Origin of the sequence: Arthrobacter sp. SRS-W-1-2016 (assembly GCF_002009585.1) — a bacterium.
GTDB classification, from domain to species: domain Bacteria; phylum Actinomycetota; class Actinomycetes; order Actinomycetales; family Micrococcaceae; genus Arthrobacter; species Arthrobacter bambusae_A.
This window is the reverse complement of the sequence record NZ_MTPV01000006.1, coordinates 1-24,837: the sequence shown is the minus strand read 5'-3', so window position 1 is coordinate 24,837 and position 24,837 is coordinate 1. Positions and strand designations below refer to the sequence as shown.

The window sequence follows — 24,837 nt, the reverse complement described above, 5'->3', positions numbered from 1 at the left end:
GATCAATCTTCCTTCCCTGTGCTTAGTCTTTCGGCGGTGCGTGCCGCGACCGCCATGATCGTCAGTGCAGGATTCGCGCTTCCCTGGGTCGGAAGCACGCTGCCGTCGGTGATGAACAGGTTCGGGACGGCGAAACTGCGGCACATCCGGTCCACCACGCCGTGATGCTCGTCGGCGGCCATCCGGGCTCCCCCCACCAAATGAGCGAACCGTTTGATCGTGATGACTTCGTCGGCACCGGCGGCCTTCAAGATCTTCTCCATGACGGCCTGGGCGGCACCCATCAGCTGCCGGTCGTTCTCGCATTGGCTGTAGCTGAACCGGGCAACGGGCAGCCCGAACCGGTCCTTTTCGTCAGCCAAGGTGACGCGGTTTCCTTCCAGCGGAAGAAACTCGCAGAGCGCACCGAGGCAGGCCCAATGGGGAAAATCGCTCATATACCGGCGCAGATCCGCTCCCCAGTGCCCTTGGGCTGCTACATGCTCGGCCCATGCAATGGGTAGCGGGGAGACGGTCTGGATGGAAAATCCGCGCTTGTAAGGCTTGGCGGGATCCGTTTCGTAGAAGTCCTCAGTGCTGACTTCAGGTGGGGGGGCCTTCCACATGCGTACTTCGGCGTCGAACCGGCCCGCCGTTTGCGGTGCTCCTTGGACCATCAGGTAACGGCCTACCTGGTCGAAGTCATTGCACATGCCTTGGGGGAACCTCCTGGAGGTGGAGTTCAGCAGAAGGCGAGGTGTTTCGATCGAATACCCGGCGACGGCGACCGTGCGGGCACGCTGGAATCGTTCCTTCCCGTGGCGGACATAGTGGACGCCGGTGGCCCTGCCTGTCCCTTCGTCGAATCCGATGCGGGTCACCATCGAATCGGCCCGGATTTCGGCGCCGTGGGCGAGGGCATCCGGAATGTGGGTGATCAGGGGCGAGGCCTTGGCGTTCACTTTGCAGCCCTGAAGGCAGAAGCCGCGGTAAATGCAGTGCGGCCGGTTTCCGAAGCGGCCGTTGGCGATCGCTACCGGCCCGACCTTGGCAGTGATTCCGCACGCCCGTGCTCCGCGGAGGAAGAGCTCTCCGTTGCCTCCGATGGGGTGGGGACGGTGCGGGTACCGGTGCGGCTCGCCCCAGGGCCAGGCCTCTCCGGCGACCGGGAGTTCCCCTTCTATGTCCTCGTAATACGGGCGCAGATCCGCGTATTCGAGGGGCCAATCGGCACCGACGCCGTCCGTCGTGAAAGTGCGGAAATCGCTGGGGTGGAAGCGCGGAGTGTAGCCCGCGTAGTGCACCATGGAGCCGCCCACCCCGCGCCCCGAGTTATTCGATCCCAGCGGCACGGGATCCTCGCCGCCGATCACTCGCGGATCGGTCCAATACAGGTGGTGCGATCCCGCCTCATCGCTCACCCAGTCGCGCTCGGGGTCCCAGAAGGGCCCGGCGTCGAGGGCGACCGCCCGCCATCCCGCGCGGGCCAGCCGCTGTAGGAGAGTCGAGCCTCCCGCGCCGCATCCCACGACGACGATGTCCAGTTCGTCGCGGTCTTCGAACGTTCGCATGTCCTCGCGCAGGCGATGGATGCTGCCTGGGCGAGGTGGTAGCAGCCACGCCGATTCGTTGCGGCTCCGTACCTGGCTCATGGACGGGCTTCTCGGTCCGGAACGACTGGGTCTTCCTGCGGCCTCGCATCGGCCACTTCGAACGGTTCCAGCCTGCCGACACCGAGGTTCTTGTAGCCGCGCGGGTAGGCGGGTCCGCCAAATCCGATTTCATCCCACGCCCAAGGATGCGAGTAGAAGGCCGTGCAGGCGTAACGCGTCCACAGCCCCCACACGTGCCCGGCCGGCATGCCGTGCCACGTCGAGGTGCCGAGGTCCCGGACGCCCCGGAGCACTGCTGCTTGTTGTTCGTCGCTGCAGTTGGCGAATATCTGGTTGAAGGATTTCTCTGCCGCCCGATCCAGCGCCACCAACGATCTGCGCCACGCCTCGCCGTCTTCCGGCATGTCGTCGTAGCGCCAGCCGTCGGTCTGGTTTTCCGCCAGTCGCGCGTCGACAAAATTGACCACTGGTATGCGCGGTTCGGCATGCTGGGCCAGCAGTTGGTCAAACAGCGCTCGGGCGGTGGCCTCTTCCGGGGGAGTGAAGAACCGGATGTCGGCGGGCCGGGCGAGCCGGCCCAGGACGACGCCGGCGGTGGCTTTGTCCCAATGGCCGGATTGGGCGACGGTGCTGAAACCCGGATATCGGCCACCGCCGGCATCCTTGTCCAAAGGAAGCGAGCTCATTGTTCCCGCCTCAGTACCGAAGCGAGCAGCCCCATGCCGCCGACAAACGTCACCAAGAGCGGGGCGAGCAGAGGCGGTCCCATCTCCAGGTTGTAACGCAGATTGGCGAATCCGCCCGGCTTTTGGGCGATGCCGCGGGCGTGGAGGTACGTGCCCTGCAATCCATTGGCGACTATTGCCGCGCTCGCGATCGGCAACGCAGTCTTTGCCATCCGCCGGCTGAAGACCCCTGCAACGCCGGCCGCGGCCCCCACCGGACCCAGCGCCACCGGAACCCACATCCACTTGGTCCCGAAGCTGGCCTTGTCATGTTCGAAGTAGATCTCCGCGGCCGTCACCAAAGCCCCCGCAGCCGTGAGCCCCGAAAGGGATCTTTCGAATCTTCCCGTCTTCACGTTGCTCACCATGCGGTCAATGAGGTGGCTCACTTCGCCCTCGGCTTCATGTTTCATGGCGTTCCTCCTCAATCAGTCATGTTCGGTGCCGCGGCGCAAACGTTGTTGTCCCGCAACCACCAGGGTGATACTGGGGTGCGTGGAGAGAATCGAAGACGGAGACGCCGGGGCCCAGATAGATGGGGCCCAGATCGATGCGGTTCTTAGGGCCGCCAACGTACTGCTTCGGGTAGTGGCGCAGTCGGTCGTGGAAGTCGAGGACATTGTCACGAGTCCCCAGTTGCGTGTGCTTGTCATGATTGCCTCCCGCGGACCGCAGAATCTCGGCGCCGTCGCAGCGGAGCTCGGAGTCCATCCCTCCAACGCCACGCGCATCTGTGACCGGCTCGTCAATGCGGGGCTGATAGGCCGGCGCGACGACCCCGGTGACCGTCGGTACCGGGCGTTGTCGCTGACCCCCGAGGGAGCCGCCTTGGTCAACACCGTCCTGGAACACCGCCGCAAGGCCGTTGCCGCGGTGATGGGACGGATGCCGGCGCAGTTGCGCGGGGTTTGCGCGGTAGGCATGGATGCCTTTGCGGCGGCGGACGGTGGCGAAGGTACCCAAGACGGCAGGTTCAGCATCGACCTTCACGGGTAATGGCCGCTGCTCAGTGGGGGGACGGGTGCCGATGGCGGTAGTCACTCGAATTCTCCCGCCGCGAAGACCAGAGCAATGACTGCGTTAGCGGTCGCCGGCGTCCGATACCTGCCGTCCAGGGCGGCCAGCAGCACCATGCTCGCGGCGTGCGCCGCATCCACGCTGCCGCCGATGCGGTGGGCGGTACGCCCGGCCCGGGCCGTGAGCAGCGCCTGGGCGATGTGCCGTGCGCCGAGGATCCGGATCACCAGGCGGGCTCCGCCGTCGGGAGCCTCGCCGAGCAGTCGACCGGAAAGGAAATCCGGCGCCAGCAGCTCGCACAAGCCGTATGCCGCCCGCACGACTTCCAGCGGCTTCACCGGTTCGCCGTCCGCGAGAGCGCCCGGCCCGCAATTGCCACGGCCGCGAGAAGTCCGACGGCGGTGGCGCCCACCGCCGCATGGTGCTGGGATGCCCAAAGCTGCGCGCTGCGCTTGGCGGCCCTGCGGTCAAAAATTCCATGCGTCCCGAAATCCTTCGCTGCGTCAGCAGGTTCCCAGAGGTTTACCGGCTGGTCTGCAGCTTGGCGTTCCGAGGTCTGTTGGGCCTTGAAGCCCGTCTTGGCCAGGTAGCGGTCGAGCAGGCCAGGAGCGAAGGAGTTCACGATGAGGGTCCCGGCTGTGCTGCCTCCCACCCAGTATTCGCGCCGCTGTGGATGGTCCGCCGCATACACGACGGCCCGGGCGGCGACCTCCGGCTGGTAGATGGGCGGCACAGGTTGCGCCTGATGCGGAAGACGGGACAAGACCCAGGAAAATTGGGGGGTGTTGACCGCCGGCATCTGGACCATGGTGGTTCGGACCTTGCTCGACTCATGCAGCAGTTCGCACCGCAGTGACTCATTGAATCCCTGGATGGCGTGTTTGGCACCGCAGTATGCGGTCTGCAGCGGGATGCCCCGGTAGGCAAGGGCTGAGCCGACCTGCACTATGACACCACGGTTTCGTGGTCGCATGCGGCTCAAAGCCGCCATGGTTCCGTAGACGTAGCCGAGGTAGCTGACCTCGGTTACGCGCTTGAACTCGGGGGCAGTAATTTCGGAGAAGGGGGAGAAGACAGAGGTGAAGGCGACGTTCACCCAGACATCGATTGGACCAAGCTCGCGCTCAATTCGCTCGGCGGCGGCATCGACCGCGTCGGCGTCGGCGACGTCGACGCGCAAGGTCCATGCTCGCCCACCAGCAGCCTCCACCTCGCGGGCGGCTCCGGCCAGTCCGGCTTCGCCCCGGGCCAGCAGGGCAACGACGGCTCCTTGCTGGCCGAAGGCAACTGCCGCAGCGCGCCCGATTCCGCCGCTGGCTCCGGTGACGACGACGATGCGCCCCGCTTTGTCCATGGTGGCTCCTTGGCGTGTCAGCATTCTTGCCTCAGCATTCCGTCCTTTACACAGGGCGGTGAGGCCGGTCTTCGCTCAGTATTCAATCTAACGGGAATGGTTGCGCGGGCGCAATGGTACGTAGGCTTAGAACTTCGTTCGGCCGACGTGGATGGCCCTAACCGGCGAGAACCGGGGCGGGAAGCGCCGGGAGGACAGCCGCCCCGGTCATGGCGGTCGTTGGTGCGGCACGACATACCCGGACCGAAGGTGAGCGCAGGTTTCCAGCGCCAGCGCGGCCAGTGGCGTGACGGCAACGGCCGCGGTCCCGCCGGGCTGAGTCCTGCGGGGGCGCCTGAAGTGGCTGGGACTAAAAGTTCGGCGGTTGTGGTGACCGTGGGCGCCGAGTGCATCACTCAGCGCTTGAGAATGGCGAGAGCGTTGCTCGCGTTCGTCCGGCGTCGACGGCCGGCCTGTCAGGGCCGTGCGCGCCCTGGCCGGCACGGAGCCCGCTACATGAAAATCACTCTTGCCGCTTGATACTAAGCATGCTTAGCTTAATGGACCGCACTGTTCTTTGATCTCTGCTTTAGATAGGAGAATCAGATGTTTGAACACTTCAAGACTGCGGAAGAAATCTTCAGCTTCAAGCTCGGTTCCGCGCTGACGATGGAGCATGACTCCTTGGACATGTTAGGCGAGCTGGAGAGCGCCGCCACTAGGCAAGAGTTGAAAGTCCTCTTCCGTGAGCACGCCAACGAAACCCGGCAGCAGATCACCAATCTGGAGCAGTGTTTCCAGCTTCTGGGAGAGGAGATCAACACTTCCCCATCCCCCACCACCAAAGGCTTGGCCAAGGAGGGTAAGTCCACCATCGGCAAGACAGACGACAGTCTGGTGGACGCCGTGGTTCTGGCAGGCGCGTTGGAGACCGAGCATTATGAAACCGCCGTCTACGAGATTCTAATCACGAATGCCGAAGCCCGTGGCGCAGCTGATGTTGCTCAATTGTTGAGCCAGAACCTGGAACAGGAAAAGGCTGCAATCGAGAAGATCAAGACAGCGGCCCAGCAGATCGCAGGCGAAGGAATCGCGACGCCGAGTGATAACGAGAACCCGAGAACCCGCTGATCCGCAGCGCCAGAACGCGCCGCCTGAAGAAGGCGGTGCGTCAGACAGACAAGCAGAACGGTTGAGATGAACGCAGTTCCTGTTGAGCCCGCTGCTACCCGGTTTTCACGTTCACGCATTGGTTGGCGGTAGCGGTCCTGGTATGGGCGTCCTGTTCTAGCTCCGGTCGCGGCGGGTCGGCTAGTCCCCGGGTGGCGTTGGTGGAACCGAGGATAATCTTGGGGCGATGGTGGTGACGTTCCCCGACGGGGGTGCGGCAGCGAAAGGGGATGCCGACATCATCGAAATCGCCTGGACAGCCATGGTGAGGGACCGGGGCACGGGAACGGGAACGGCGAAGTGTCCACCTACCCGAAATGCCATGCCCCTTCCTCGCGGCGCGGCGTGGAAGAGGTTTAGGAAAACAGCAGGACGCTGACCGGCCCCCGCGCCGGCCTCGGCCACAGAGCAGCGGGCAGTCCCCGCGGACCTTGATCCGTGACGGAAACTGGAGGGAGCCCCGACGGAAGCCGGGGTCCGCGATGAACACGTTTCCCCGAACCAAATATGGGATCCATGTCTGGACCCCGCGCAGTAGCGCGAACTTGCACCGCTCCCGTACCGTTCCATCACCGGATCCCTTATCAGTTCCAGCCCTTCCCGTGACGGATCGGGCGACAATCCTGCGCTGCCGACCTTGGCTCCGGTGGGGTGAACCGCGGGCGACGAGTCCGTAACGAAATCCTGACCGAACGCGAGCAGAAAACATGGCGAACAACAAGAATCCGAGCCTGAATGACCGCGAGTTGTACGAAGCACTCGGGACCGTTGGTGGACACGGGGCCAACGCGGATGACTACGAATGCGCCGGTCCGGAACTCAAGGCCCGGGCCAAGAAGCTGGGCTTGCAGCGTCGGCACGTGAAGGAACAGGGCCGAGGCGGACTGATCCGCTGGATCAGGCCCAAGGGCGTCGTCGTGGATTTCCGGGCCGACCGGTGCCAGACTCAAGCAGTACTTTCTTAAGGCCAGCGTGGTACCCCCGAACCGCAGCCGATGCCATGAAGGAGAAGCTTGTGAGCACGAACCCCCTAGTGATTGTGTTTGACGTCAATGAAACCCTGTCCGACATGTCGCCGATGGCGGGGCATTTCGCGGAGGTTGGTGCCCCGGCCACCCTGGGTAAACTCTGGTTCGCGGCCCTCCTCAGAGACGGATTCGCCCTCACCGCGGCCGGAGACAACGGCACGTTCGCCGAGATAGGGGCAGAAGTGCTGCGCGGCCTGCTAGCAGGCATCGACCTCAATCGTGACGTGGGCCAGGCCGTGGAACACATCATGTCGGGCATGGCCTCGCTGGGCCTGCACTCCGACGTCCCCGACGCCGTCCGGGGACTTCGACAGGCCGGTTACCGGCTGATCACCCTGACGAACGGCTCCGCCACGGTCGCCGAGAAGCTCTTCGAACGTTCAGGCATCCGCGGGGAGTTCGAGGCCCTGCTCTCGGTCGAAAACGCCCAGGCCTGGAAGCCGGCACCGGCTTCCTACGGCTATGCGGCACAGGCGATCGGCGCTGCACCTTCGGAGATGCTGCTGATCGCCGTGCACCCCTGGGACATCCATGGGGCAGCCAAGGCGGGTCTGCAAACGGCCTGGATTAATCGCGTCGGCGCTCCTTATCCCGGTTACTTCACCCCTCCGGACCACACCGTCAACGGTTTGACCGAACTACCCGCCGTCCTGGCCGACAGAAAGACATGAGATGTCGCTGCTGTAGGACTGGGCTGCGATTTTGATGCGTTCGGCCGTGGTCAAGTAAGGGGCCAAGGAGGTCGCGACGTCCTCCACGCTCATTCCGGCTTTGAGAATGTGCACGCCCGCGGCGACGAGGTCTCCGGCGTCTTTGGCCAGGGAGATCAGGCCCGGGATTTTGCCGGTGCGATTATCGGTGGCGATTTTTATGAAGACCGGGTTGTCCCGGTTCACCAAGCCGGGGCCCATATTCCAGGGACCCGATCCGCCATTGGCGGCCGATGGCTTGGCCTTCGGCTTCCCTATCGATGAGTCCGACCGCCGCCAGGGCCGCGCTGGTGGCGGCCTCTGCTGTGCTAGTTCGTCCCTGATGGGCTCTGTCAGGAGCTATTCGGCCCGGCCGCTGCCTGTTCGGTCTAGGGTTCGGCGCTGGCGGCAACGCGCTGCGGCGTCGCCATGTCAGTGCCGCTGCCGCGGAGACGCCGGCCGCGGTCGGCGCCTCCGAGTTTCCGTTCCGCCCCGCGCGGGGCTGCTTCGGCTGACTTCCGGATATGTCTGGCGGCCTTCTTCTTCCCGGTGAGCGGCGTGTCGCGGACGTCAGGCGGGTGCGGGCCCGGAGCTGGATGATGCGTACTGCACCGGCCACGGCGACCAGGGCCCCGCCGCCGACCGCGGCGATGAGCAGGGCAATGCCCAGGGAGATGGTCCCGTCCGGGCCGAAGAACCTGACCCCGGCCGCGTCCTGGTTCTGCACGATGAACGCGATGAGCAGGACCAGGAGCACGAGGGCGGCAATGATGGCCGTCCAGGCCATCCCGGCACGTGTGACCACCGGCTGGCGCCCTGCCGGCGCGACCGCCCCCGGTATGGGTGCGCGGGAAGGATCCGGAGCTGGCTGACCTTGCCCCGACGGTTGATGCTTCTGTCGCTTAGCCGTTGTCCCCTTGGATGTCTTCGGATCCTTCGGTGCCGAGGTGTTCCTTGCGGACTTCTTCGTTGACGGTGACCTCCTCGGTGACCGTTTCCGTGCCGATGCGGACCCGTTCGACCGGAACGCTTTCCTTCGTGACGATGATTTGTTCCTCGTGAAGGATGATCTCGCGCTCATCGTCGCTGCCTGGACGGTTTAGCTCCTCTTCGCGGTTTTCGTCCGTGATCGGTTCCCGGTCGATTCGGATTTCCTCGCGCTGCACCGGGACAGTCCTGGTCACGTTTTCCGTAGTGACGTACTTGCGCAGGCGTCCGCGGCCCGTTGCCGGCTGTTCGGCGCCATGGCCCGGAGTTGTCCGGGGTCTGGCCACAGCGTCCTCGGTGGTGGGCGCGGCGGTCTCGTGTTCGGCGCGTGCGTCGGTTCGATCGGGTCCGGTGGTGGTTCGTGTGCCGGTGCGGTCGGTTCCGGTGGTGTCCGTGGTGGCGCGTGCGTCGGTTCGGTCGGTTCCGGTGGTGTCCGTGGTGGCGCGTGCGTCGGTTCCGGTGGTGTCCGTGCTGGCGCGTGCGTCGGTTCGCTCGGGTCCGGTGGTGGTTCGTTGCGCGGAGGGTGCCTGGGCGTCGGAGGTAGCCGGCGGCGTGGTGCCGTATCCGGTGGTGTCCGTGGTGGCGCCTGCGTCGGTTCGATCGGGTCCGGTAGTGTTTCGTTGCGCGGAGGGTGCCTGGGCGTCGGCGGTAGCCGGCGGCGTGGTGCCGTATCCGGTGGTGTCCGTGGTGGCGCGTGCGTCGGTTCGCTCGGGTCCGGTGGTGGTTCGTTGCGCGGAGGGTGCCTGGGCGTCGGCGGCGTGTGCGTCGGTGCGGTCCGTTCCGAGCCCGGTGGTGCCATTCGGGGTATCTTTGGTCGCGTCTGTGTAGGTGCGTGCACCCTCGAGTTGGTAGTGCTGGTACAGCCGTTCTTCTTCGGAGGGATCCAGGGCCCGGCCCGATTCGATTCTTGGCGCCTCCTTGACCTGGTTCTTGCTGTAGGGGATGACGATGTCAGTGCCCTCTAGCCGGGCCCCTTCGAGCGGCACAAAGGATTCGGACATTCCGAACAGGCCCGTTTTGACCGTCGCCCAGCTCGGCTGTCCGTCATCGTTGTCGACGTAGGCCTGGCCGATGGATCCGATCCGTTCTCCGTCCGCCGAAAGGATATTTGCGCTTTCGCTGAGTGCACGATCAACTTGTTCCCTGGTGAGCATGATGTCTCCTTGGATCTCATTGGTTTGGTTTATGGTCCGGTCCGGGAGCCCTCGACGGGCTTCCTGACCCGTACCGGCCAGGACACAGCGGGCCTGACCGGAGTTTCTTGCTGTGGGCGTAGAACCCGCAGGACGGGCGGCTGATAGAAGAGTTCTGCACTCGCCGCCCCAATCCGGGCGGCCACTCGCGCGTCGGCAGGGCAGGAGTCCAAGCAGCAATCGCGAGCGGCAAACGGAAGGCGAGACCGACCGGGACGTGGGGAGTGAGCGTTCTCAATGCCCCATGTCCGGCGTGGATCCGGTGCGAATAATCCAAAGGTGTGCGCCGCCATTTGATCAGGAGGCGGGGAACCGGCCCCGTCGCGCGGCACGTTTTCCCGTCCCTTTTCCGTGTTATATCACGGGTGCGGAGCTGTTAGAAAGCCCCCTTATGAATCGTTTGCCCTCTGCTTGTCGGGGCGCTAAGTGCGGTTGGTGGGGGAGTCTGCCGGGCTGGATTCGGGGTGTGCATTACGGGTGCACCTCTGCCGTCGGACTGGGCCGTACAGGTTCCCACTGTTTCCAAAGCCTGGAACCCGGCTCGAGTCGCACGCTTGTCGGACACCCTTCGACGCGCAGCGACGAATTCCGCACGCGGTGGGCCGCGCACAATGTCCGCTCCCACACCGCCGGCACCAAGACTCTTCATCACCCGATCATCGGTGACCCGGTGAGGTTCGTTCAGTCTCCCTTGTGGCTGACACGCACCTTTGCGGCACGTGGCCATAACGGTATTTGTATCCCGATGGAGGTGCCGGAGGGAGATCTTGAGGTCGTGATGGCGGGCCTCACCGCAACGCCGAATGTGGATGGCATCCTTGTCACGATGCCGCACAAGTTCGCCGCCTTGGAGCACTGCGCCACCAGCTCCGCGCGGGCCAGGATGCTTGGGGTCGTGAGTGTCATCCGGCGCAACGCGGACGGCACCTGGCGCGGGGACGTGCTGGACGGGCTCGCCTTCGTCAAGGCGCAGCAGGACCGCGGCGCCCGGATTACAGGGGCCCGGGCGCTTCTTGTCGGCGCTGGTGGTGCGGGAAGCGCTATCGCTATCGCGCTTCTTGAAGCGGGTATTGGCCAACTAATCATCCACGATGCCGACGAGGCGCGCGTGGCCGGGCTTCTCGAGCTACTCGCAGACTTCGGCAACGGACAGGTGAGCACCGGCAGTCCGGATCCCGCAGGATGCGATCTGGTGCTCAACGCGACTCCCATGGGAATGGACGTCGGAGACCAGCCCCCGGTCGACGCGACTCTGCTCACGGCTTGCGACGGCGGGCGAAGGGAAGGGAAGCGGGTTGCCGGGCACGCGGAATGGCGGGAGGCTTACCTTGGTGTGGCTGGTCAGCGGGGTTGGTTCGGGCAAGCGCTTGGTTTCATTCCCGGATTCGGGGGGCGTCCGCCATAGTCCCGGCCGATTTGGTAGGCAGCTTCCTGCAGGAGGGGAACCACGGTCTTTTCGACTTCGTCGGTGGTGGCCCGGTGGGATTGGAGGGATACGTTGACGGCTGCGACAATGTCGTTTCCGCGCCGGACGGGCACGGCGACGCCACGCAGTCCTTCCTCGAGTTCCTGCGAGACCATTGACCAGCCCTTGGTTCGGCTCAGGGCTATCTCGGTGCGCAGTTCCGCGAGGCTTCCGACTGATCGCTCAGTGAAGCGCTGCAACTGGACCGAGTCAAAGTAGTGTTCCAATTGCCCTTCGGAGAGGCCTCCCAGTAGTATCCGCCCCATGGACGTCGCCCACGCGGGGAATCTCGTGCCGACGGTGATGGAGATGCTCAAGAGCCGTGGCGACGGCACGCAGGCCACATAAACGACATCGGTTCCATCGAGGATGCACAAGGACGTTGTTTCGTTGAGTTCGGCAGCCAGGGATTTGAGGTGCGGTTCCGCGATCTTGGGCAGCGCCAGGTTGGCCAGGAACGACTGGCCCACGTCCAGCGAGCGGGGAGCCAGCTCGAAATAGGGGCCGTCGGCCCGCAAATACCCCAAGTCCGCAAGGGTCAACAGGAACCGCCGGGCGGATGCCCTCGTGATGTCCACCTGTGACGCGATCTGGGAAACGGTCATCCGGGGATTCTCCAGGGAGAATGCGAGGAGGACGTCAAAGGCTTTGGCGACCGACTTCACAAAATAGGCGGGATTCTCCGACATGGACTTCCCTTCCTTCGTTGCGCCCGTACCTGGACCCGACGGCAACCGGCGCCGGACAGCAGCTCCGATTATATAGGCCCGACGGCGGCGCTTCCGCCGTGGATCGTTGCGAGCGTGCGCTCCAAAAGCAAGCCGGTCTGAGGCGGCAAGCCGAGAACAGGAACCATCGCCGCTGCCTGTTCCCGCAGGTGGTCCCACCCGTCCGCGTAGCGCAGTCCCTGTTCCTTTGCGCTGGCAATGCTGGCAGTGACGTGCTTTGCGTAGACGAAGTCGTACACCATTGCGTCGTCAGCGAGGCCGGCCATGCCCCAGACCGGGCCGTCCTGCCGGTTCTTTCCAAGAGGTGTGGCGTTGACTATGAGCGAAGCCCGAAGCGCCTGGCGTTGGGCCCCGTCCCAGGTTGTCTCACTGGCGTCCATGCCCAGGCGCGCGGCGAGTTCGAGCAACTGGCGTGATGCCTCCGAATCCCTGTCCGCAATGCTCACGTGATCGACCCGGTCCTTTAAGGCGACAAGGGTTGCCCTCGCAGCGCCTCCAGCTCCGAACATCACGGCGTGACGTTCGGACCGATCTCCGTGCAGGGCAGTGACCGCCGTGATATCCGTGTTGTGCGCTTCGAGTTGCTTCTCATGACGCACCAGCAGATTTGCCGCGCCACTGAGCCGGACCGGATCCGTGACGGTCTCGCCGGCACCGGCCGCCCATTGTTTGTGGGGCATGGTGACGTTGGCGGCCACGACATCGGTCTCAAGCAGCTTTGCGCGGACCTCGGCCATGGAGGCTCCGGCAGGCACATCCCATGCCTCATAGCTCCAGCCGATTGTCATTTTCCTCAAAACCGGATTCCAGAGGTCCGGCGACATGGCCTTTGAAGCCTCGGATCCTATGAGAAACAACCGTCTCGCGGACGTGCTGGTTTCCACGCTGGTGCCTTTCCGTTGATGTGAAGATGGCATGCGCAGTAGCCATTGTGAGGCAACTCACTCATGCGCTACCATGTTCAATAATCGCATATCGCACAGTTGTTCGCAATGCGCACAATTTGATCAATCTCTCCATCACTAAATCCTTGTCTTTCAACGCGGAAGGACCCTCAGAATGACAAACCTCGAAACGCCGTCAACAGCGGATGTGGCCCTGCGTCGACTCAAGCGCGCCAGGAAAGCGGCCCTCGCCGGGTTCCTTGGCGGGGCGCTGGAGTACTACGACTTCTTCATTTACGCCACCGCGGCATCGCTGATCTTCTCGAAGATCTTCTTCCCGTCCGGTGACCCGACCATCGCTCTTCTGGCTTCCTTCGCAACTTTCGGGGTTGCCTACGTCGCCCGGCCGTTCGGTGCGGTGGTATTCGGCCATCTCGGCGACAAGTTGGGCCGGAAAAGCACCCTGGTCCTCACCCTGGTTCTGATGGGGTCCGCCACCTTCCTCATCGGTGTGCTGCCCGACTTCCATTCCGCCGGCTACTTCGCGCCCGCGCTCTTGGTGTTGCTGCGCCTCCTGCAGGGACTTTCCGCCGGTGCCGAAACCGCGGGCGCTTCGGCGCTGACCATGGAGGAAGCGCCCGCCGGGCGCCGCGGCTTCTTCGCCAGCTTCGCCATCAGCGGCATCTCCTTCGGCATCGTCCTGGCTTCCCTGGCCTTCCTGCCGGTGGCCGCAATGGGCGAGGCCGAGCGGCTCGCCTGGGGCTGGCGCATCCCGTTCTGGCTCTCCATCCTGGTCCTGATCGTCGCGTTCCTGGTTCGTCGATCACTGGAAGAACCCGAGGTCTTCGAGGAAAAGCACGACCACGGAGAACTGGTCAAACTCCCGTTTGCCAAAATGTTCTCGACCCACCCGGCACAGTTCTTCCAGGTTGCCCTGATGTCCTTCGAAACCGTCACCAACACCTTCATGCAGTCCTTCGGTCTGGCCTACGCCGTGTCCGTCGGGGTCCCCGCATCGACGATGTTGTGGGTCAGCATCGTCGGCAACGTCCTCGCCGCCGCCACTCAACCCTTGATGGCACGTCTTTCGGACACGTTCGGGCGGCGCAAGATCTTCATCAGCGGTGTCCTCGGATCCGGCCTGATGATCTTCGCTTATTTCTCGGTCATCGCCACGGGCAACGTCCCGATGATCTTCCTGACCAGCACCCTGATCACCGCGGGCACCTACGCCATGTCGAACGCCGTCTACCCCGCCTGGTTCGCCGAACTCTTCAACGTCAAGGTCCGCTACTCCGGCATGGCGATAGGACTGCAGATCGGCATCGTCTGCGCAGGCTTCACGCCCCTGCTTGGCACCGCCCTCGTCGGCGCGGTATCAGCAAACTGGGGTCCCGCCGCCTGGATCGTCGCGGCCTCCTCGGTCCTTGCAGTGCTAGGCGCACTGTGGGCCAGGGAAACAGCCAAGACTCCGCTGCGCGAGCTGGGAAACTCCGTCCCCTAGCCAAGTTTCCGGGGTGGGGCTACATCGACCGGTCCCACCCCGAGGTTATCGTCGGCCAACTCGGCCGGGCCCTCGGGACAAGCGTCACAGTCTTCCTGCTCCTGTCCCTGCTCACGATGGGCGCCCCAGTTGGCTGTACCCATCGCAGACAGGGCATGCTCGCGCGTTTGGGGCGGGACCTGGTCGTCTTCCCCTCATCGTCCCCACCGATGGCCGGTCCGCCGGCCGGGAAAGTGGCGCGACTCCAAGCGTTGAGCGTGGGGCGAGCATGGACGGGTTGTTCGTGCAGCTCTCAGACGTGCGCAGGTGCGAATCATCAGGTTTCAGGACCTTAGCCTCTGACGGTTGCCGGCAAACAAGGTCATTCTATGAAGGCAAGCACCGTGCACGGCAACCTCTTATTCGGGCTTTGAAGGCCCTGGCGTGATCCCTGGCGGGGACACGGGAAGGACGACACGATGGCTGGACTATTCGAACTCTTCACCGATGTTCACTCCCAGACCCGGTTCCGGCTCCTGGCAGCTGACGGAGCAGTATTGGCCATCTCGCAGGCCTATCCGGATACGGCAACTGCGGCGGCAGCCATCACCGATGTGCGCGAGTGCGCCGGAACCGGCCTGATCCAGGACCGTTCCGCCGACACCCCGGCTGCTGTCGACCTGCCCCGATCACACTGGCGGACAACGTTCAGGACGATCACGGCGCTGGCGACACTTCCGGGAAACATGGACATCCGGCCTCTGGACTTGGTCCTGATCAACGACGATGTTGTGCCGTTCCTCGCCGATCTGGCCACCCTTGCCGCAAGGACACTTCCCTCTGCCGGCATGGAGCTATCCTGCCGAATCGCCGTCCACCGGCAGAAGAAACCTGCGGCAGCGGCCGGAAGCGAGCCTGGGGCCAGCTCCATGGAGGACCTGGACAACATCATGGACGAGGGCCCGTCCCGGACTGCCATAAAGGACCAAAAAGCAGTCCTGGCCGCAAACCTGGAACACGAAGACCGCTGGCCACGGTTCGTCCCCGCGGCGGTCGGGCATGGTTTCAGGTCTATCCTTTGCGTCCCTTTGTCCGTTGAAGGAGATTCCCTGAGCGCCCTCACCCTTTACTCCAGACGCCCGAACGCGTTCTCCCCGGAAGACATCGACACTGCGGAAGCTTTCGCAGTACAGGCTTCCATCGCCCTCCGCCTGGTACTGCTCATCGCGCATTTGAAAGATGCCAATCAGGATCTGACTGCAGCCTTGGCAAAGAGGACGGTCATCGACACCGCGCTAGGGGTGGTGATGGCACAAAACCGCTGCAACCATGACGCCGCCTTCTCCATGCTGCAACGGGCCTCCAACACCAGGAACGTGAAACTCCGGGCCCTCGCGGCGTCCATCATTACCTCCGTCGCCGGGGCGGACATTCATGCAGTTCACTTCGACGCCTGACGACGGCCACCAGGGCGCAGGTCCAGTCTCCACCGGGCGCCCATGGCTTCATCCTCAGAGACCTGATCCAAAGCCCTGGAGCCCATGAGATCTTGACCAGGTTTGGGGGGAGCGCTTGAGCAGGCCGTGCTGTAGTTCAAGGGCGATGTTACTTGCCTGTCAGCCACGCATCATGTCCGGTCCTGGTGGTCGGCTCCACGGCGTTACTGTTCTTCGGGCGCACGAACTAGCCAAACGATCCGTCTGGACCGTCAGCCTCGGGATGGCCAAGGCCCTGCCGAAGCTGTTTCGCAAGCGCGGCACCGGAAGATATCGCACGAGCCCGGGAAACCCCGCTGCGCGGCCCAGACGTGTCCTACTTTGCGAGACTGCACGGCAACGCCTGGCCACGGAGCAGAGATTGCAATGCCAGCCCCTGAAAGCGAAGCAGATCCCGCCGGTGTGAGTACCGCTTGTCCTGTCTTCGGCCAGGATCGCTAGCGGTAGCGCGGTCAGGGGACGGGATCGTAAGCATGAGTGCAGCCCCGATGCGGCCGATTCGACCCGCACGGATGTCAGGGCCTGGGTGCTTCGTGCCGTCACATGGCCCCCGTCCGTGACCCCGGGCAGGGGAGCAACCGAGGTCTCTGTGCGGGTGAGGATGCTGAGCTTTTGAACCCGGCGTTATCTGATGGCTACCTGCAGGCGCCTAAATACCCCCGTACCTGCCATGCACGGGGGTATTTAGGCGTGGGAGGCAACGTAAGCGATAAGTCCCTTGACGGTGGTAACCCCAGGGTAGTCACGCTCGGGAATGTTGACGCCGGTGTCGGTGTCGATGGTTTCCACAAGCCGCAAGAAGTCCAGTGAATCAAGTTCAAGGTCCTGCCGCAGCCGGAAATCCTCATCGACGTCCGCCATATCGACATCCGGTGCGACCTTTCCGATGGCGGCGTGGACGACCGCACGGGCTTCCTGCTGGTTCATAGCTCCTCCGGTTTCTGCAGCAATTCTTCGATGCGGGCGAGATAGCGGGCGCCACGCATGCCGTCACTGACACGGTGGTCGGCCGAGAGGGTGGCAATAGCGGCATGCCGTACCCCGATCATTCCGTTCTCTGCCCACGGCTGTTCCATCACACGCCCGAAGCCAACCATTGCGACTTGCGGGGGATAGATGACGCCATAGACGCTCTCGACGCCGAGATCCCCCAGATTGGTCACGGTGATGGTCGGATCCGCCATTTCGGCACGCTGCAGGCGGCCGGCACGCGCGCGGCTGACGAGGTCCCGCAGTTGCTCCATCGGCACGCCCATGGGCAGGGTGTCAGCGTCGTGGATGGCAGGGGCCCCCGGCGCGCGAGGACACGCACGCCGACGGCCAATGCGAGGGTGATGGTCGGCAGCAGGCCTTCGGGGACATTGGCTACCAGCAGCCCGATCGCAAACTTCAGGGTGTCGCCCAGCGAAAGACCGCCGAGAAGTGTGCCCACGGGGATGAAAGCGATGCCCATGGCGACCGCGACGACGGTTATGATCCGCGCCACCCTGGTCACCTGCTTTTCGAGCGGACTCGGATCGTGGCCGACGCGTTCAGAGAGCGCGGCAATCCGGCCGAGTTCGGTGCGCATCCAGACCTCCGCGCTCCTGGAAACGGGAAGGGATTCCTCTGTCAGGGTGGAGACGTCCATTTCCACGGAACCCTCGAGGAGCCGTGCATCGGCGGCGCTGACACGATCGCCTTCGCGCACCACCAGCACAGCCCCTGGAACCAGCTGCCTGGCCTGGATTTGCTTCTCCTCGCCGTCGCGCAAAACCCGGGCCTGTGGCGGAAGGTAGGCGGAGAGGGCTTCGACGGCCCGTTCCGCGTAGCGTTCCTGGAGGAAAGCGAACCCAGTGTTAAGGAGGATGACCGCGACGATCGCCGCTGCCAGAGTAGCTGAACCGCTGATATAGCTCAGCAGCGCGGCAAGCCAAAGCAGCAACGCGAGAGGGGGCACCAATTGCCGTACAACCTGTCGCGGCCACTGCAAGCCTCCACGTCGGGCGAGTTCGTTCGGTCCGTACGCCACCAGACGCCGTGCCGCTTCCCGCTCCGACAACCCCGTACGGCTCGCCCGCAAGTCACGAAGCACCCTTTGAACAGGTGCCCGTGGGTCCGCAGACCCACCAAGTTCGTCCGTGGCAGGTGTGGAAGGCATTTCGAGGGGGGATGGATCGTTATCCAGATCCATGGAGCCAGTGGAGCGCGGATCAGCTCAAGGCGCCAGAGGCCAAAGGACATGGCCTGTGCGGCAAGCGGCCGTTCCGCTGTGCATCGCGCTTTTGATCTATGAACGATTCCATTCCGGTGGGCTTTGCTGCAGGGGTGACGAAGACAGCCAACGTCAATGCCCCTTCGTGTCGCCGGGGACACGCAGTACCATTGGAGGGAAGCCAGGGAGGTCCGCATGCATGCAAATGTCGGCGACCGGATCATTGTGCACGCCGCGCACATCGACGAGCCGAGTCGCGACGGCGAGATCATTCAGGTGCGCGGACCCGACGGTGCTCCACCCTACTTGGTCCGCTGGTCCGACACCGGTCATGAAGGCCTGTACTTTCCCGGTCCCGATTCCGTGGTTCACCACCAAAGATCAGATCACTCCGGCTGAACGCGGCTCCCGCCCGCCTGAGGATACTGAACTGATTCTGGTCACAGCGATCTCCTCGGGTTCGCGCCCCATTCCGCTCGACTGAGCCTTCAGGTCAACCGACGCTGTCGGGGCAAAGGGGAAGCCCCATCAGCAATGCCGGAGGGGCTTCGATTTTTGATTCCGTTATGACGAACATCATCTCCCGAACTTGCGTGAATCCCGGTGGGGAACCTTGTAACCGGGGGGTGGACGGCGGAGAGCCGGTGCGGCAGGTCGTGTTCGCGGGCTATCGCCAGACTGGTGCGCCCCAGCCCTGCGATAGGGGCCAGCAGGGCACCCAGAGCCGCGACCGCCGCCCCGGTCCTGTGTAGCGTGAAGGCGACACGGTGCTGGGGCGTGCCCTATTTCAGGACTTTTCTCGTCAGTACAGGACAACTTGTCCGCAAATACTCCGGGCCACAGCTCTCGGACTGACCTGGCTCAAGGCCTTCCCCGCCTCGTTGCTCGGACCCGAATGGATCAGGGCCATGAAAGGGCCCTTTCCGGACGTGCAGTTCGTCGCGACAGGCGGCATGAAAGCCGCCACCGCCGCCACCTATCTCTCAGCGGGAGTCAGCGTCGTAGGCTTGAGCTCGGACTTCTCCTCCGACGCAGGGGCGGCTGCGGTCCGGGACCTTCTGGCCTCCACGTCCACAGCTGCTTAGCGAAACCATCTTTCAGCCGATCCCAGCGGAAGGGCACCCCAGTGACGAATTCCGGAAATCAAGATCACCTACGAGCAGTTCTCTGGGACATGGACGGCACTCTCGTCGATACAGAGCCGTACTGGATGGCGGCTCAGCAAGAAATAGCAAGATTGCACGGACTTGAATGGACCGCAAAGGAGGCCCGCTCTACGGTTGGTCAGGCGATGCCGGCCTCCGCGGCGATTCTGCAAGAACATGGTGTCCCACTTTCGGTCGAGGAGATTATCAACGGACTCCTCGAACGAGTGGTTGAGAAACTCGAAGAAGGCATACCCTGGCTACCTGGCGCCGAAAGGATCCTCGCAGATCTCGCAGCAGCGCACATTCCCTCCGCCTTGGTCACCATGGCATTCAGCCCGGTTGCAACCCGCGTTGCAGCGTCTGCACCCCTTGGAACCTTTCACGCCATTGTGGCCGGAGATTCAGTTCAACAGGGAAAGCCGCATCCTGCCCCATACCTGACGGCCGCCGAACTCCTCGGGGTGCAGCCGTCAAGCTGTGTCGCGGTGGAAGACTCGGTGAGCGGGACAACAAGCGCCCAGGCCGCCGGGATGCAAGTTGTCGTCGTCCCCGGAGTTGTCCAGCCACCCCCTGCTCCTGGCCGGCATTTCGTACCTTCGCTAGAGACTGTCACTGTGGAAAGCCTTCAGAACTTGATCCAACCGCAGTCTTGAGCCAGGCACAAAACAGGAGCAAGGGATCGTTCGGCCGTGTCTGTCGCCTGACAGTCAGGCGATTCGAAGTGGCAATCCGGCTTCGGGCGGTGACCGGGGTCAGCCTTTCAGCGTTGCGTCGAGTAGAGCCTGCAGCTCCTGGAAATGCCGCTCGGTGGCCGCCGCGTTGAAGGCGGAGGTGTCCGCCATGGTGTAGCCGTGCGGCGCGCCTGCATAGATTTCGTTCGACGCCTCGAGCCCTGCGGCCTTTAAGGCTTCGCCGAGCCGAGCGACGGCGTCCGGTGCCATACTGCGGTCATTGTCCGCGTGGCCGAATACGAACCGGGCCCGTGCATTTCCAAGCTTCAGATGCGGGCTGTCTGGCCCGTCGGTGGCGAGGCCGCCGCCGTGGAAGCCGCCGCACGCTGCCACCACGTCCGCATGGGACGTGGCGGTGCGGACGGCCAGCCGGGCGCCCATGCAGTAACCGGTGGTCCCGATGGGGCCGGGAGCTACGCCGTTGAGCCCGGCAAGTGCGGACACCCACGCATTGATGTCCTGCAGCGCCTTTTCCGGTGTCAGGCGGCCAACCCGGGGAAAGGCAGCCATGCCTGCCGCTTCCCTGCCTGCCTGGGCGGACATGTCCACGGCCGGGGCGAGCTCGGCTATTGATCCTTCACGGTAGAAAACGTTCGGCGCCAGCACCACGTAGCCCCAGTCGGCGATGCGCTGGGCCATCTCCTGGATTCGGGGACGCAGGCCGAAGGCGTCCATGTAGAGGATGACGCCGGGAAGAGGGCCGATTGCAGCGGAAGGGCGGGCCACGAGGGCCTCAGCAGTGCCCTCAGCGGCAGGGATTTCGATTGGCATAGGCCCACAATATCGGAGCTCAGGAGTAAAGCCGGGTCACGGTCCCGCACGAAGTCGAGGGAGTTCGCGTCGAGACCGTTTCGAGCCCGCGCTTCACATACTCGAACGATCGCGATCGAACGCCCGCCGGAGAAGGAGCTCCCTCCATAGGGTGCCCGAGAAGCGTCTGCGGACGAAACCGGCCCGTCGTGATTCGGGAATGCAGGATGCAACAATTCGTGGAACGTGCTGATGGGTGACGGGTGTCCGGGAACGGAACTCGCCAACCTGAATTCGCAGGCATGCTGCGAGCTCGTCTACTAGCACACAATCCCGGAGTCTGGAAGATCATGATGGCCGAGAAGGTCTCAGTATTCCGAGCACTGCCATTGTCTCCGGGCAGTGAGGGTTGCACCCTACGTTGCATACTGCGGAACCTGAGCACAACGAATCAACGCCCGAGGCGCACACCCCTTGGGCGGTTTGGACGAGGATGTGCAACAAGGGCGTCCGGCCATCCCCTGCCGTTTGGTGCCTATGCTTCCCGGGTGGCGGGTGAGGAATCTTTGGTCCGGGCGGGGTCGCGTTCGGCGAGGGCGCCGATCGCGGCGTCGATTTTGTCCATGATCTCCTGATCCAGCTTCATTCCCGATGCCGCCACGTTGGCCTCGACCTGCTCGGGCCGGGACGCGCCCGTGATGGCCGAGGCCACGTTCTGGTTCTGCAGGACCCAGGCGATGCTGAGCTGAGCCATGGTCAGTCCGGCTTCTTCCGCGATCGGTTTGAGCTTCTGGACCCCGGTCAGGACCTCGTTGGACATCCAACGCTTGATCATCTGCGCTCCGCCCTTGGTGTCTGTGGCGCGGCTGCCTTCGGGAGCAGGTTGCCCGGGCTCGTACTTGCCGCTCAGTACGCCCTGGGCCATGGGGGACCACACGATCTGGGAGAGGCCGAGTTCTTCGGACGTCGGCACCACTTCGGCCTCGATGACCCTCCAGAGCATCGAGTACTGCGGCTGGTTGGATATCAGCTGGAATCCCAGATCTTTGGCCAGTGCGTGACCGTCGCGGATCTGCTCCGCTGTCCATTCGCTCACGCCGATGTACAGGGCTTTGCCTTGCCGCACGATATCCGCGAAGGCCTGCATGGTTTCTTCCAGCGGCGTCTCGAAATCGTAGCGGTGGGCCTGATAGAGGTCCACGTAGTCGGTCTGCAGGCGCCTGAGGGAGCCGTTGATGGATTCCGTGATGTGCTTGCGGGAGAGACCGAGATCATTGTGGCCCTTGGGCCCTGTGGGACCGAATACCTTCGTGAAGATCTCCAGCGATTCCCGCCGTTCGCCGTTCAGGGCGTTGCCAAGGACGGTCTCGGCCGCGGTGTTGGCATAGACATCGGCCGTGTCGAAGGTGCTGATTCCGGCGTCGAGCGCTGCTCGGACGCATGCGGTCGCGGTGTCGTTCTCGACCTGGGAGCCGTGGGTCAGCCAGTTGCCGAACGTGATTTCCGAGATCTTGAAGCCGGAGTTGCCAAGGTACCTGAATTCCATTGTTTGCTGACGCGCTTTCTCTCGTCCGTGAAGTAGCCGGCCGTGCGGCGGCACCCAGGGCCCTGACCACATCGTTCCATGGGCGGCCCCTGTGTCTGTAGCCGTTTCCGAGACTACGCCTCCGACGGGATCTTTTGTCCAGGCGTGGCTGGCCCTTCGGGTCCTAGGATCAGCTGTCCCCCTTCCATGCGGACGGGGCAGTTGTGCCGTGGTTATAGTCGAAGGATGAAGCAGCGAGTATTAGGCAAGACAGGGCGCTCCGTCTCCGTTGTGGGGCTGGGCACGTGGCAGCTTGGTGCCGACTGGGGCAACGTGGATCTGAAGGATGCCAGCGACATCCTGGAAGCCGCAGTGGATTCCGGGGTGACCTTCTTTGATACTGCCGATGTCTACGGCGACGGGCGGAGTGAGCAAATCATTGGCACGTTCCTCGCTGCCAACCCCGGGCTGGACATCACAGTAGCTACCAAAATCGGGCGGCGCCTGGAACAGAAACCGGAAAACTACACATTGGCCAACTTCCGGCAATGGGTTGACCGGTCCAGGCGGAACCTCCGGACGGAGTGCCTGGACCTTGTGCAGCTGCACTGCCCACCGACCCCGGTTTACAGCCGCCCGGAAGTTTACGATGCGCTGGAGACGCTCATCAGTGAAGGCGCAATCAAGGAATACGGTGTCAGCGTTGAGCGGACCGACGAAGCACTCGAGGCCATCCAGCACGGCACGGCGACCGTCCAGATCATTCTGAACGCCTTCAGACTCAAACCCTTGGACGAGGTCCTGCCCGCGGCGAAGAACGCCGGAGTCGGCATCATTGCCAGGGTCCCTCTGGCCTCCGGCCTGCTCTCGGGCAAGTACTCCAAGGACACAGTCTTTGCCGAAAATGACCACCGGAAATACAACCGGAACGGTGCAGCATTCGACGTCGGAGAGACCTTCTCCGGAGTTGACTTTGAACAGGGCCTCAAAGCGGTGGAAGAATTCAAAAAGCTTGTCCCGTCCGGAGCGACGACAGCCCAGGCGGCCATCGCCTGGATCGCGGCACGCGACGGAGTCAGCACCGTCATACCAGGGGCACGAAACCCCGGACAGGCCCGCACTAACGCCGCCTCCGCCCAACTACTGGACCACCTAGAACCGGACTTCGAGAACAGAGTCAGGGAAATCTACGACACGTACTTCCGCGAGATGATCCATTCGCGCTGGTAACCCTCGGAACTCACGACTGGCGGCCGCTGTGGGCGTGACTCAACGAAGGGGGAACACTTCCCGTCGGCGTCCTGATGACCGCCCGGCCGGGCGAGGCCAACGGCGCGCCGCTGCTGGAGTCCAAGTTCGGCGTGTTCGAGGCGCCCTTGGAGGATTACGACGTCGTAGAGCTGACCCGCTTCGACCGCCCCTTGGCGCGGGGCCGGGTGGCGTTCGGAGATGGATTCGCTGTGGTGGGCCCCATCACGAGGCCCTCGGCTGGACTCGGGAGGGCGAACTCGCCCTCTAGGGGCAATGCCGCTTGCTTGGAGCTCGCTTGTGCCCATTTTTCGGTATGGCGCCTAGTGGAGTCCACGGCGGCTGGTCCAGTCATGCGCAGCCCAGGGAAGGCTCTGCCCTTTCGGGTCAGCGCGTCGGCGTTGATCCCCGAGTCGCCTGCGTCATCGTGAACAATGCAGTCCCGAAGGAACGGGCTGATCTGTGGAGGGGGCATGGTGTATTCCCGAAGAGTCAGGGTTGGGTTCCGTAGATGAATTCCTTGGCGTGTGCGACGGCTTTTCGGAAGGCGTCGTTGCGCAGGCTGGCTTGCTCGGTGTTCTTGGTGTCGGTCTCGAGGTAGTTCGTGTACCCGGGTCGCAGGACCCAGATATCGCCGGCCGGGGGAAGGTAGAACACCCCGAAGGAGCGGTGCTGGGGATCCTCGGTCCAGATGGGGACGACCGCGACCGCGGCCCCGGTGTCCGGGTTGATCCACTGGGCCCTCGGCATGGGTTGTTCGTGGGTCTCGGGGTCCAGGAACGGCGCTGTTCCTTTGCCCCATCTCTTCTCGAAGCGTTCGTAGAACGCGGGCATCAATTGGTTGTCGTACGCGCGCCAGGCACTCATGGGGGCTCCTTGGACTTGTGCGGTTTTCCGGCTCTCAGCGCCTGATCTGCAGGATCAGCATGTGGCCGGTTGGCGGATATGACCGTTGCCGGACCGGCATTCCCGGGGATCGTCCGGCGGGCGGCGCCGAGATGACCAGTCCGATAAGGAGTGACGGGGGGAAGCAAATGCCCTGGAATCCGAACGGAGGCGGCGCCGGGCCGTGGCGGCGCGGGTTTGTAGCGGTGGGGGCGATATGCAGGATGTCGTAGGGAGTCGGGCCGTTGTTCCTCATCGTAGGTGCTTGGTTCAGGTGGGCGGGGGGATGGTCCCCGGTCCGTTGAACCGGGGACCATCGTTGCGGAAGTCATCCTCGGGGCCTCGTCATCCCTGTGCTGGCTGCGCTGTGGCGTGGTCTGTGAACTCGACCGCCCTCTGCGTGTGATGGGCCGCTGAGGTGCTCCCGGTCCGGGAGGCTGCGCCGATGGTCAGGCGCTGATTTCCTGGCGCTGTTTTCCGGCGGTTTCAATTTCGATGCGGCGCGGCTTTGCTTTCTCCGCCACCGGGATGCGCAGGGTCAGGACTCCGGCGTCGTAGCTTGCTTT

The 24,837-nt window shown here is 63.8% G+C and carries 28 protein-coding genes and 1 pseudogene; 13 read left to right on the top strand and 16 right to left on the bottom strand.

Translation table 11 applies throughout. The features are described from left to right. Positions 1–2: 2 nt before the first annotated feature. Genes BMF89_RS01685 through BMF89_RS01675 form a run of 3 tightly spaced genes read right to left on the bottom strand, consistent with a single transcriptional unit; the run spans position 3 to position 2,730 of the window. The gene (locus BMF89_RS01685; RefSeq protein ID WP_078105361.1) at positions 3–1,631 is read right to left on the bottom strand and encodes a GMC family oxidoreductase; all 1,629 of its coding nucleotides are present in this window, start codon (positions 1,629–1,631) and stop codon (positions 3–5) included. Continuing rightward, positions 1,628–2,278 (bottom strand): gluconate 2-dehydrogenase subunit 3 family protein, encoded by a 651-nt coding sequence (locus BMF89_RS01680; protein WP_078105360.1) that lies wholly within the window; start codon positions 2,276–2,278, stop codon positions 1,628–1,630. The genes BMF89_RS01685 and BMF89_RS01680 overlap by 4 nt, the downstream gene beginning before the upstream one ends. Continuing rightward, positions 2,275–2,730: a hypothetical protein gene (locus tag BMF89_RS01675; RefSeq protein WP_078105359.1), complete on the bottom strand. Its 456-nt coding sequence runs from the start codon at positions 2,728–2,730 to the stop codon at positions 2,275–2,277. The genes BMF89_RS01680 and BMF89_RS01675 overlap by 4 nt, the downstream gene beginning before the upstream one ends. A gap of 82 nt (positions 2,731–2,812) precedes the next feature. On the opposite strand from BMF89_RS01675, the gene BMF89_RS01670 reads away from it, so the two are divergent. After that, a complete protein-coding gene (locus BMF89_RS01670) occupies positions 2,813–3,313 on the top strand; it encodes a MarR family transcriptional regulator (RefSeq protein WP_253190651.1) in 501 nt (166 codons plus the stop codon). 41 nt (positions 3,314–3,354) lie between these two features. Here BMF89_RS01670 and BMF89_RS01665 read toward each other — a convergent pair whose 3' ends face one another. Both BMF89_RS01665 and BMF89_RS01660 read right to left on the bottom strand, forming a co-directional pair. Next, a complete protein-coding gene (locus BMF89_RS01665) occupies positions 3,355–3,654 on the bottom strand; it encodes a hypothetical protein (RefSeq protein WP_139359503.1) in 300 nt (99 codons plus the stop codon). A 14-nt stretch (positions 3,655–3,668) separates the two neighbouring features. After that, the gene (locus BMF89_RS01660) at positions 3,669–4,688 is read right to left on the bottom strand and encodes an SDR family oxidoreductase (protein WP_078105356.1); all 1,020 of its coding nucleotides are present in this window, start codon (positions 4,686–4,688) and stop codon (positions 3,669–3,671) included. A 585-nt stretch (positions 4,689–5,273) separates the two neighbouring features. On the opposite strand from BMF89_RS01660, the gene BMF89_RS01655 reads away from it, so the two are divergent. The 3 genes from BMF89_RS01655 to BMF89_RS01645 all read left to right on the top strand — a co-directional run bounded on the left by BMF89_RS01655 (position 5,274) and on the right by BMF89_RS01645 (position 7,536). Further along, complete coding sequence (locus tag BMF89_RS01655; protein WP_078105355.1) at positions 5,274–5,798, top strand: ferritin-like domain-containing protein; 525 nt, start codon at positions 5,274–5,276, stop codon at positions 5,796–5,798. Positions 5,799–6,544: 746 nt separating this feature from the next. Continuing rightward, positions 6,545–6,802, top strand: coding sequence for a hypothetical protein (locus BMF89_RS01650; protein ID WP_078105354.1), 258 nt, complete (start codon positions 6,545–6,547; stop codon positions 6,800–6,802). Between the two features lie 50 nt (positions 6,803–6,852). Then, complete coding sequence (locus tag BMF89_RS01645) at positions 6,853–7,536, top strand: haloacid dehalogenase type II (protein WP_253190650.1); 684 nt, start codon at positions 6,853–6,855, stop codon at positions 7,534–7,536. Here BMF89_RS01645 and BMF89_RS01640 read toward each other — a convergent pair. Next, the gene (locus BMF89_RS01640) at positions 7,504–7,764 is read right to left on the bottom strand and encodes a hypothetical protein (protein WP_216353770.1); all 261 of its coding nucleotides are present in this window, start codon (positions 7,762–7,764) and stop codon (positions 7,504–7,506) included. The genes BMF89_RS01645 and BMF89_RS01640 overlap by 33 nt on opposite strands. Before the next feature lie 314 nt (positions 7,765–8,078). Here BMF89_RS01640 and BMF89_RS22695 point away from each other — a divergent pair, with 314 nt between their 5' ends. After that, positions 8,079–8,426, top strand: coding sequence for a hypothetical protein (locus BMF89_RS22695; protein ID WP_171983368.1), 348 nt, complete (start codon positions 8,079–8,081; stop codon positions 8,424–8,426). A gap of 30 nt (positions 8,427–8,456) precedes the next feature. Here the strand turns inward: BMF89_RS22695 and BMF89_RS22285 are convergent, their stop codons facing one another. Then, positions 8,457–9,695, bottom strand: coding sequence for a PRC and DUF2382 domain-containing protein (locus BMF89_RS22285; RefSeq protein WP_078105351.1), 1,239 nt, complete (start codon positions 9,693–9,695; stop codon positions 8,457–8,459). A gap of 283 nt (positions 9,696–9,978) precedes the next feature. Here BMF89_RS22285 and BMF89_RS22690 point away from each other — a divergent pair, with 283 nt between their 5' ends. Continuing rightward, positions 9,979–11,139 carry a hypothetical protein gene (locus BMF89_RS22690; protein WP_171983367.1) on the top strand — a complete coding sequence of 387 codons (1,161 nt, stop codon included), beginning with the start codon at positions 9,979–9,981 and terminating at the stop codon, positions 11,137–11,139. Here BMF89_RS22690 and BMF89_RS01620 read toward each other — a convergent pair. Both BMF89_RS01620 and BMF89_RS01615 read right to left on the bottom strand, forming a co-directional pair. Then, positions 11,076–11,888, bottom strand: coding sequence for an IclR family transcriptional regulator C-terminal domain-containing protein (locus BMF89_RS01620; RefSeq protein WP_078105349.1), 813 nt, complete (start codon positions 11,886–11,888; stop codon positions 11,076–11,078). The genes BMF89_RS22690 and BMF89_RS01620 overlap by 64 nt on opposite strands. A gap of 68 nt (positions 11,889–11,956) precedes the next feature. After that, positions 11,957–12,844, bottom strand: a complete 888-nt coding sequence (locus tag BMF89_RS01615; RefSeq protein ID WP_290439662.1) for a shikimate dehydrogenase — start codon at positions 12,842–12,844, stop codon at positions 11,957–11,959. Positions 12,845–12,986: 142 nt separating this feature from the next. On the opposite strand from BMF89_RS01615, the gene BMF89_RS01610 reads away from it, so the two are divergent. Continuing rightward, positions 12,987–14,315 carry an MFS transporter gene (locus BMF89_RS01610; RefSeq protein ID WP_078105347.1) on the top strand — a complete coding sequence of 443 codons (1,329 nt, stop codon included), beginning with the start codon at positions 12,987–12,989 and terminating at the stop codon, positions 14,313–14,315. A gap of 458 nt (positions 14,316–14,773) precedes the next feature. Next, the gene (locus tag BMF89_RS01605) at positions 14,774–15,751 is read left to right on the top strand and encodes an ANTAR domain-containing protein (RefSeq protein ID WP_078105346.1); all 978 of its coding nucleotides are present in this window, start codon (positions 14,774–14,776) and stop codon (positions 15,749–15,751) included. 723 nt (positions 15,752–16,474) lie between these two features. Here BMF89_RS01605 and BMF89_RS01600 read toward each other — a convergent pair. From BMF89_RS01600 to BMF89_RS21475, 3 genes are read right to left on the bottom strand one after another with little or no spacing between them, the layout of a single operon-like run. Further along, the gene (locus BMF89_RS01600) at positions 16,475–16,717 is read right to left on the bottom strand and encodes an acyl carrier protein (RefSeq protein ID WP_078105345.1); all 243 of its coding nucleotides are present in this window, start codon (positions 16,715–16,717) and stop codon (positions 16,475–16,477) included. Further along, positions 16,714–17,034, bottom strand: a complete 321-nt coding sequence (locus BMF89_RS21480; protein WP_171983366.1) for a 2-oxo acid dehydrogenase subunit E2 — start codon at positions 17,032–17,034, stop codon at positions 16,714–16,716. Before BMF89_RS21480 ends, BMF89_RS01600 begins: the two co-directional genes overlap by 4 nt. Further along, complete coding sequence (locus BMF89_RS21475) at positions 16,950–17,930, bottom strand: HAD-IC family P-type ATPase (protein ID WP_171983374.1); 981 nt, start codon at positions 17,928–17,930, stop codon at positions 16,950–16,952. The genes BMF89_RS21480 and BMF89_RS21475 overlap by 85 nt, the downstream gene beginning before the upstream one ends. 249 nt (positions 17,931–18,179) lie before the next feature. On the opposite strand from BMF89_RS21475, the gene BMF89_RS01585 reads away from it, so the two are divergent. After that, on the top strand, positions 18,180–18,383 hold the full coding sequence (locus BMF89_RS01585) for a DUF1918 domain-containing protein (protein WP_078105344.1): 204 nt from the start codon (positions 18,180–18,182) through the stop codon (positions 18,381–18,383). 224 nt (positions 18,384–18,607) lie between these two features. Here BMF89_RS01585 and BMF89_RS22265 read toward each other — a convergent pair. Continuing rightward, positions 18,608–18,736, bottom strand: a pseudogene (locus tag BMF89_RS22265) (amino acid permease); the annotation flags it as partial. A 15-nt stretch (positions 18,737–18,751) separates the two neighbouring features. Between BMF89_RS22265 and BMF89_RS01580 the strand changes: the two are divergent. Then, on the top strand, positions 18,752–19,069 hold the full coding sequence (locus BMF89_RS01580) for a hypothetical protein (protein WP_253190649.1): 318 nt from the start codon (positions 18,752–18,754) through the stop codon (positions 19,067–19,069). A gap of 41 nt (positions 19,070–19,110) precedes the next feature. Then, positions 19,111–19,785, top strand: coding sequence for an HAD family phosphatase (locus tag BMF89_RS01575; protein ID WP_290439661.1), 675 nt, complete (start codon positions 19,111–19,113; stop codon positions 19,783–19,785). A 99-nt stretch (positions 19,786–19,884) separates the two neighbouring features. On the opposite strand, the gene BMF89_RS01570 is transcribed toward BMF89_RS01575, so the two are convergent. Beyond that, positions 19,885–20,634: a dienelactone hydrolase family protein gene (locus BMF89_RS01570; RefSeq protein WP_078105342.1), complete on the bottom strand. Its 750-nt coding sequence runs from the start codon at positions 20,632–20,634 to the stop codon at positions 19,885–19,887. A gap of 514 nt (positions 20,635–21,148) precedes the next feature. Then, entirely contained in the window at positions 21,149–22,159 is a 1,011-nt protein-coding gene (locus BMF89_RS01565; RefSeq protein WP_078105341.1) for an aldo/keto reductase family protein, read from the bottom strand. 225 nt (positions 22,160–22,384) lie between these two features. Between BMF89_RS01565 and BMF89_RS01560 the strand changes: the two genes are divergently transcribed. Further along, on the top strand, positions 22,385–23,368 hold the full coding sequence (locus BMF89_RS01560; RefSeq protein WP_078105340.1) for an aldo/keto reductase: 984 nt from the start codon (positions 22,385–22,387) through the stop codon (positions 23,366–23,368). 74 nt (positions 23,369–23,442) lie between these two features. After that, positions 23,443–23,817: a hypothetical protein gene (locus BMF89_RS01555; RefSeq protein WP_078105339.1), complete on the top strand. Its 375-nt coding sequence runs from the start codon at positions 23,443–23,445 to the stop codon at positions 23,815–23,817. Between the two features lie 61 nt (positions 23,818–23,878). On the opposite strand, the gene BMF89_RS01550 is transcribed toward BMF89_RS01555, so the two are convergent. Beyond that, the gene (locus tag BMF89_RS01550; RefSeq protein ID WP_078105338.1) at positions 23,879–24,253 is read right to left on the bottom strand and encodes a hypothetical protein; all 375 of its coding nucleotides are present in this window, start codon (positions 24,251–24,253) and stop codon (positions 23,879–23,881) included. Positions 24,254–24,837: the final 584 nt, after the last annotated feature.

Coding starts and splice junctions, on each gene's coding strand:
- BMF89_RS01675 (WP_078105359.1), bottom strand. CDS start 2,730: ATGAAACATGAAGCCGAGGGCGAAGTGAGCCACCTCATTGACCGCATG.
- BMF89_RS22695 (WP_171983368.1), top strand. CDS start 8,079: ATGTCTGGCGGCCTTCTTCTTCCCGGTGAGCGGCGTGTCGCGGACGTC.
- BMF89_RS01615 (WP_290439662.1), bottom strand. CDS start 12,844: ATGCCATCTTCACATCAACGGAAAGGCACCAGCGTGGAAACCAGCACG.
- BMF89_RS01610 (WP_078105347.1), top strand. CDS start 12,987: ATGACAAACCTCGAAACGCCGTCAACAGCGGATGTGGCCCTGCGTCGA.
- BMF89_RS01560 (WP_078105340.1), top strand. CDS start 22,385: ATGAAGCAGCGAGTATTAGGCAAGACAGGGCGCTCCGTCTCCGTTGTG.
- BMF89_RS01600 (WP_078105345.1), bottom strand. CDS start 16,717: ATGAACCAGCAGGAAGCCCGTGCGGTCGTCCACGCCGCCATCGGAAAG.
- BMF89_RS01620 (WP_078105349.1), bottom strand. CDS start 11,888: ATGTCGGAGAATCCCGCCTATTTTGTGAAGTCGGTCGCCAAAGCCTTT.
- BMF89_RS01680 (WP_078105360.1), bottom strand. CDS start 2,278: ATGAGCTCGCTTCCTTTGGACAAGGATGCCGGCGGTGGCCGATATCCG.
- BMF89_RS01685 (WP_078105361.1), bottom strand. CDS start 1,631: ATGAGCCAGGTACGGAGCCGCAACGAATCGGCGTGGCTGCTACCACCT.
- BMF89_RS01650 (WP_078105354.1), top strand. CDS start 6,545: ATGGCGAACAACAAGAATCCGAGCCTGAATGACCGCGAGTTGTACGAA.
- BMF89_RS01655 (WP_078105355.1), top strand. CDS start 5,274: ATGTTTGAACACTTCAAGACTGCGGAAGAAATCTTCAGCTTCAAGCTC.
- BMF89_RS01550 (WP_078105338.1), bottom strand. CDS start 24,253: ATGAGTGCCTGGCGCGCGTACGACAACCAATTGATGCCCGCGTTCTAC.
- BMF89_RS21475 (WP_171983374.1), bottom strand. CDS start 17,930: ATGCCTTCCACACCTGCCACGGACGAACTTGGTGGGTCTGCGGACCCA.
- BMF89_RS22285 (WP_078105351.1), bottom strand. CDS start 9,695: ATGCTCACCAGGGAACAAGTTGATCGTGCACTCAGCGAAAGCGCAAAT.
- BMF89_RS01660 (WP_078105356.1), bottom strand. CDS start 4,688: ATGGACAAAGCGGGGCGCATCGTCGTCGTCACCGGAGCCAGCGGCGGA.
- BMF89_RS01585 (WP_078105344.1), top strand. CDS start 18,180: ATGCATGCAAATGTCGGCGACCGGATCATTGTGCACGCCGCGCACATC.
- BMF89_RS01555 (WP_078105339.1), top strand. CDS start 23,443: ATGACCGCCCGGCCGGGCGAGGCCAACGGCGCGCCGCTGCTGGAGTCC.
- BMF89_RS01605 (WP_078105346.1), top strand. CDS start 14,774: ATGGCTGGACTATTCGAACTCTTCACCGATGTTCACTCCCAGACCCGG.
- BMF89_RS21480 (WP_171983366.1), bottom strand. CDS start 17,034: ATGGAGCAACTGCGGGACCTCGTCAGCCGCGCGCGTGCCGGCCGCCTG.
- BMF89_RS01570 (WP_078105342.1), bottom strand. CDS start 20,634: ATGCCAATCGAAATCCCTGCCGCTGAGGGCACTGCTGAGGCCCTCGTG.
- BMF89_RS01565 (WP_078105341.1), bottom strand. CDS start 22,159: ATGGAATTCAGGTACCTTGGCAACTCCGGCTTCAAGATCTCGGAAATC.
- BMF89_RS22690 (WP_171983367.1), top strand. CDS start 9,979: ATGTCCGGCGTGGATCCGGTGCGAATAATCCAAAGGTGTGCGCCGCCA.